The sequence below is a fragment of the Microvirga sp. 2TAF3 genome (assembly GCF_052114965.1).
Lineage (GTDB): Bacteria > Pseudomonadota > Alphaproteobacteria > Rhizobiales > Beijerinckiaceae > Microvirga.
The window spans coordinates 59053-65488 of the sequence record NZ_JBFRFT010000023.1 but is presented as its reverse complement, the minus strand read 5'-3'; the positions used below and the strand labels follow the sequence as shown (position 1 = coordinate 65488).

Below are 6436 nucleotides of genomic sequence, written 5' to 3'. Positions count from 1 at the left end.
AGGCGCATCGCGATCGACAGGAACGCGCCGACGAGACCCGCCGTGAAGCCGAAGATGAAGTAGAGAGTGCCGATATCCTTGTGGTTCGTGGAATAGAACCACCGGCGCCAGAAGGTCGGAACCTCGGGGTGATCCGCGTGAGCGGCATCCACCGCATTCGCCATGGACAGCCTCCAAGAAGAGCTTTCGGGCACAGGAACGCGACAATACAAGACACCCTTGCTTGTTAGGAACCGCGCCGAGTTGTCCTGCTTCAGTACTGAATCTGTATAATTGAAGCCGATCTGATTGGGGCGCGACTGAGGCGCACGAGACGAAACGGACATTTCGCACCCGCGACCGTTTGGCTCAGCGTCCAGTTGGCTACTCCTGAAGCGCCGCGCACGCTCCTGTCGGCCCGCGGCCAGACAGGAGCGCAGCGGGAGGCTTTCTTTTCGGATTTGGCGGAGGGCCCCCTTCCGGGACCGAGGGAACAACCTCGATCATCCAGACCGGGATCGCCCGTCCTATCGGCATCAGCCCTGCGCTTCTTGCCGTCCCGGATGATGAAGGACGCAGGCGGTTCATCGCCGATTGAAGCCGCTCTCTCGTAGAGATGAGAGGGAGCTGACGGGCAACGTCAATCTCCCCAAGAGTACTCTAATGAATGGGAAATATCGTTATTCAGCGTGTCAGCGACTGCTCGGGTTGATACAGAACCGCATCGCTCAGATCCGCGACTTTCGAGCAGCCCAAATGGCCGAGGGTCGTCCAGAACTCGCGCTGCAACAGTTCGAGAGTGCGGCGCACACCGTGCTCACCATCTGCCGCCAGTCCGAGAGCAATCAGGCGTCCAAGCGCCACCGCATTCGCGCCCAACGCGAGGGCCGTAGCGATGTCGCTGCCCCGGCGTACCCCCGAGTCGAAAATGATCGGGATCTCTCGTCCTACCGCTCTGCGGATGGACGGCAAGACGTCCAGAGCGGCGGGGGTCCGGTCAACCGTGCGGCCACCGTAGTTGGATACGTAAAGCCCGACCGCGCCAGCATCGAGCGCCGCATGGGCATCCTGGACACTCATGACGCCTTTAACGATGCAGGGCAGAGGTGCGCGAGCAATGGCGCGCTTCGCCTGTTGCCAGTTCCAGCGTGGCTGCGTGAAGTCCAGCAATTCGACGAGTGCGGCCGGGTCGGATCGTCCCGGTCCAAAATTAGCCGGGCCGGTTTCGCCTCGGATAGAGAAACGGTCCTCCATCATCCGCTCACGCCATTGCCGGATGGGGGAATAGGTCACGCAGATGTACTTGTAACCCGCCGCCTTGGCCCGCTCCATGAGGTCAAGGACGGCTCCCTCATCGCCGACAAAGGTTATCTGAAACACCGACGCCACGGAGGAAGCGGCCGCAATGTCCTCAAGCGGGTATGACGCGGCGACCGGCACCATCTGCTGAATGCCGACTGCTTCTGCCGCACGTCCGATGGCCCGGTGCCCCTCCGGATGAAACGCCACCTCTCCACCGAAGGGGGCGATGAAAGCGGGAAAACTCAGATCGAATCCCAGAACGTTGGTCAGGGTCGTAGGATAGTCGATCCCTGCGAACAGCGGTGCGACGAACCGATAACGGTCGAACGCCGCAACGTTGTCCTTGAGCGTCACCTCGTCGCCGGTACCGCACCACAGGTAGTTCCACTCGGCTTCCGACAGATGCCGTCGGGCGTCGCGATGGATACCGCGCAAAGTCGTGTACTTCTCATCGGTTGAATAACGGTCATCGATCCGGCCGGCTTTGCCTGTCATATCTGTTTTCCTAAGGACGGTGCAGGATCGAGAGAGACAATCCTCCGCGGGAACGGCTCCGGAGGCGCGGCTGCCGGCAGGGTAATGCCGCCAGCCAGCCCCATCACCGAACCGACCGCGGGCCTCGTTACCGTGCTGCGGTGATGATCACTTCGATCAGACGATTAGGATCGCCAAGACTTGCAACGCCGATGGTCGCCCGCGACGGAAGTTCGTTCTCAGGGATCCATTCGAGCCAAGCCTTGTTCATCTCCTCCTTCTGAGACATGTCGCTCAGGTAAATCCGTGCAGCGATGATCTTCGTCTTGTCGGAGCCGAGTTCACGGAGGAACGTATCGAGCTTGGCGCACACCTCCCGGGTCTGATCTGCCATACCTTGAGACAGATCGTTGGCAGCATGCCCGCCGAAATAGAGAACGCCGTTGTGCTCCACGGCGCCGTGCATGATCTTATGCTTTCGGTGGCGGATGATCTCAGTCATTGTCTTTCCTTGCTTTTGAAGAGAATCGTACCCAGCTCATGCGGCAGCGGGAGCATAGGGAGAGATATCGGTCTCCGGCTTCTCACCCGTGCAGATCTGGGCCAACAAGTGCCCTGCATAGGGCCCGATCGACAAGCCCGATGCTCCGAGAGCATTGCCGATGATCAGCCCCTCGATTCCTTCGGCACGGCCGAGGATGGGCTTGATGCTGTCGCCTGCGGGGCGGAAGCCGATGCGTGTTTCGATAATTGTCCCTGATGCCAGTCCGGGTGCAAACTTAAGGCCTGCATTGAGCACCTCGGCCTGACCGCCTGCCGTCACTCGGTAGTCGAAGCCGGAATTGTCTTCGCGGGTTGCACCGATCACGACACGGGAATCGTCGAATGCAAGCATGTAGTGGCTTGTCATCGGCAGCAGGACAGGCCAGGACCGCGTTTCGACGCCAGGCAGGCGCAAATGAACGATCTGTCCCTTTTGAGGACGAACAGGATGCTCCAGTCCGAGCGGCCGGAGAATCTGCGAGGCCCAGGCACCGGCCGTCACGACGATCTCATCTGCAGCGATAACGTTGCCATCGCTGCCGAGGCACCGCACCCGCCCTTCCTGCAAGTCGAGCGAGACATGATCTTGGCGAAGCTCGGCTCCCATCGCCACGGCAGCACGCGTCATGGCAGATGCGAGAAGCCTCCCGTTCACGCGGGCGCCGCCGGGAATGTAAATGCCATCGAGATCGTCGCGTAGTGGCGGGAACAGGCGTTTCGCTTCGACGGCAGACACCCGACGCACATCACCTGCTTCAGGTGCATTGGTGATGCGGGCCCGAATCCTTTGCTCCGCAGCTTCCAGCTCCTTAGGATCCTCCGATACGACGAGCGCGCCGACGCGCCCGTAGCCGAGCTCGACTTCTCCGTGCCGGGTCAGGCCTTCCACCAGAGCGGCGTAGTATCGCGCTCCGGCCGCATAAAGAGCATACCATTCAGGGTCGGTCGCCTTGGTGGCCCATGGACAGACGATTCCTGCTCCGGCCAACGTGGCTTTGCCCTGGTGAATTTCGTCGACGATCTCGACTTCGATACCCCTCATGGCAAGGTGATAAGCGACACTGGAACCAAGGATTCCTGCGCCAATCACGACAACACGCATCTTCAATCTCCGCAGTGGTAAACACGCCGCGCAAAATTCTGAGGGGAGTGCACGGCCATTCGAGATCGGACGAGGCGAACGCTCCGGTTCTGCCTCGCCCGCCCGTGTTGATGGAATACGGCTATGGGACTGTTACACCCGAGAAACGGCTGGTTCCGAAAACGGCCGGGACGAAACCGGAAACCGACTTGTCCACGGCCAGCAGCGCCGACGAACTGCCGAACAGGACGGCTGGCACCTCATCGTTGAAGACCACCTGCGCCTGCTTGTAGAGGTCCGAACGCTGCTTCTGGTCTGTTATCTGTCCGGCGCGCCCGATCAGATCATTGAATTTGTCGTTGCACCACGATCCGATGTTCGATGGGCTTGGTTTGCCCTGCGAGTTGCAGGTGAAATAGTTGTTTGGAATCTGGCTTGGATCCGGGAAATCCCAGATGCCGCCAAACATCCCGGTCTTTGCCTCGCCCGCCCGGGCGCGTTTGACGTACTCGCCCCATTCATAGCTCACGATTTCCGCCTTGACGCCGATCTTCGCCCAGTCCGCCTGGATCAACTCGGCCGCACGGCGACCATTGGGCATGTAGGGACGCGTCACGGGAAGAGCCCAGATCTGCGTCTCGAATCCGTTGGGATAGCCGGCCTCGGCAAGCAGAGCCTTCGCTTTTTCGACATTGTAGGGATGGCCCTTCAAATCAGGATTGTGCCCCCACAGGGAGTCCGGGATCAGAGCCCCCGTCACCGCCCCCATACCGTCGAAGACGACACCGACGAGGCTCTTCATGTTGATCGCGTCGGCAAGAGCTTGGCGGACACGCCGATCCTGGAAGGGCTTCTCTTTGACGTTGAAGGCGAGGAATCCCGAAGATGCAACCGGCGTTTCCACGAGTTTAAGCTTAGCGCTGCTCTTGATGACTTCGCGGTCGGCTGGATTAGGCGCAATGGCAATGTGACACTCACCCGCCTGCGCGCGTTGCAGGCGAACGGAGGCGTCTGCGGAGATCGGCATGATGAGGTCATCGACCTTCGGCGTCCGCGATGGATCCTTTATTTTCTCGCCCCAGGTTTCATGAAAGGCCTTGAAACGCACCGTCGCGTTCGTCTGATACACCGAGAGCTGGAAAGGGCCTGTCCCGATCGGCTGCCGATCGAGCAACTCCGGAGTGCCGGCCTTGAGCAGCTGGTCCGCGTATTCGGCCGAGAGGATCACGAGCGACTGGTGGGACATGATACCGGTGAAGGGGGCCAGCGGCTCCTTCAGCACGAATTGAACGGTATAGTCGTCAATCTTCTTAACAGAGGCGAGGACATCCGCGAGCTTGGTATTGAAGGTTATATAGTTTCCACCATTGACCTTGTTGTAAGGATGGCTGGCATTCATCATGCGTTCGAAGCTGAAGACGACATCGTCCGCATTGAACTCGCGCGATGGCTTGAAGGTCTTATTCGATTGCCACTGCACCCCGCGCCGCAGCTTGAACGTATAGGTCTTTCCATCGTCGGAGACGAACCAGCTCTCCGCAAGGCTCGGCTCGAGCTCGGAGCCGCCGGCTTTGACCGAGACCAATTGGTCATAGATCTGGCCTGTGACGGCACTTGTGGTCGCGTTGCTGGTCAGTTGCGGGTTGAAAGTCTCCGGGCTTCCTTCAAGGCAGACGACAAGGCTGCTGCTCAAAGCGGGCGACGCGGCCGATATCAAGATCGCCAACGCTCCCACGGAAATCGCTGATTTCATCACGCTGAGTCCCCTATAGATTATAGTTGATATCGACACGCAGCCCCCGCCAAGATCGCAAGTTTGACGGGGGGAGCCGGCCGCCTTTGATAAAGACAGATCACTGATCGCAGCCGGCCTTTCGTGCCGTCTGGCGTCGGTTCTTGGGAGGGATTAGAGATTTCCAAAATATGATTGTCAAATTGCTTTTCTGCCGACCATTATAACTGAAATTCATGACCCGATCTGACACGGGTAAGGGAATTTCGATGAATATTCGGCAGATAGAAGCTTTTCATGCATTCATGGAAACGGGCTCGGTCACGCATGCAGGAGAGAGACTGGGCATTTCGCAGCCTGCCGTCAGCAAGCTGTTGAAGGGCTTTGCAGAGAGCTGCGGCTTCAAGCTTTTCATGCGCAGCAATGGGCGTCTGATTCCAACGCTGGAAGCACGGCTTGTAGCAGCGGAGGTGGAGCGGCTCATCGCCGGCACGGAACGCATCGCGCGTGTGGCGGCGGCCGTACGAAACCGAGAATGGGGACAGGTCACAGTGGCGGCTCTGCCGGCTTTGGCCACACGCTATCTTCCGCAGGCCCTGTCCCCCTTTCTTGCCGAGCAACGGGACCTGCATCTAACGCTTCAGAGCCGGGCCTCCCCACGCATCGCAGAACTCGTCATGGCGCAACAGGTGGATATCGGCCTCAGTGTGCTCCCGTTCGATCATCCGGACGTGACGGCGGAGGCCGTCGTTCGGTTTGATCTCATGTGCTTCCTGCCGGCGCAGCATCCGTTGGCAGGAAAGGCCTGCATCGGGGTGGAGGATTTGCGGAACGAGCCCTTCATCTCCCTGGAAAGAGATGATTGCTCATTGATGACGATTGATCGAGCGTTCCAGATGCGGGGCGTACAGAAGCGCAACCGGATCGAAGTGCCTATGTCGGAGACGGCCTGCAGCTTCGTCGCCAACGGAATCGGCGTCTCCATTCTCCCGCCCTTCGTCGGAGTGGACTATCCGTCGGACCGTTTGGTTCGTCGCCCGCTGCTGCCGAAGACATCCATGGATATCTGGCTCCTGACATCCAGCCGGCGCCCCCTTTCCCTTGCCGCACAGCAACTGGTCGACTTCATTCGCGCCGCATTGGCGCCATTCCACCAAGGGTGACCGGACCATCTCCTGATCCAATTTGACCTATTCTGCAGGCCTTCACCGCTGTTGTAGAAGGCCCCGACCGCTGAAGGAATAATGCCAGCGTATTCCTGAACTAACCTTTGAAAGCGTTGGTTCAACTGCCTCGCCTCCGGCTTCTCTCCCTTTGCCGTGACG

General features: G+C 59.5%; 5 protein-coding genes and 1 pseudogene. 1 reads left to right on the top strand and 5 read right to left on the bottom strand.

The window, feature by feature from the left end:
- The 5 genes and pseudogenes from AB4Y97_RS18970 to AB4Y97_RS18950 form a co-directional block, all read right to left on the bottom strand.
- Positions 1–164, bottom strand: a pseudogene (locus AB4Y97_RS18970) (cytochrome c oxidase subunit I); the annotation flags it as partial.
- Positions 165–663: 499 nt separating this feature from the next.
- A complete protein-coding gene (locus AB4Y97_RS18965; RefSeq protein WP_442000605.1) occupies positions 664–1776 on the bottom strand; it encodes an alpha-hydroxy acid oxidase in 1113 nt (370 codons plus the stop codon).
- A gap of 127 nt (positions 1777–1903) precedes the next feature.
- Positions 1904–2257, bottom strand: a complete 354-nt coding sequence (locus AB4Y97_RS18960; protein ID WP_442000604.1) for a RidA family protein — start codon at positions 2255–2257, stop codon at positions 1904–1906.
- A gap of 36 nt (positions 2258–2293) precedes the next feature.
- Entirely contained in the window at positions 2294–3400 is a 1107-nt protein-coding gene (locus AB4Y97_RS18955) for an NAD(P)/FAD-dependent oxidoreductase (RefSeq protein ID WP_442000603.1), read from the bottom strand.
- Positions 3401–3521: 121 nt separating this feature from the next.
- On the bottom strand, positions 3522–5132 hold the full coding sequence (locus AB4Y97_RS18950; protein WP_442000602.1) for an ABC transporter substrate-binding protein: 1611 nt from the start codon (positions 5130–5132) through the stop codon (positions 3522–3524).
- A gap of 248 nt (positions 5133–5380) precedes the next feature.
- Here AB4Y97_RS18950 and AB4Y97_RS18945 point away from each other — a divergent pair, with 248 nt between their 5' ends.
- On the top strand, positions 5381–6274 hold the full coding sequence (locus AB4Y97_RS18945) for a LysR substrate-binding domain-containing protein (RefSeq protein ID WP_442000601.1): 894 nt from the start codon (positions 5381–5383) through the stop codon (positions 6272–6274).
- Positions 6275–6436 lie beyond the last annotated feature (162 nt).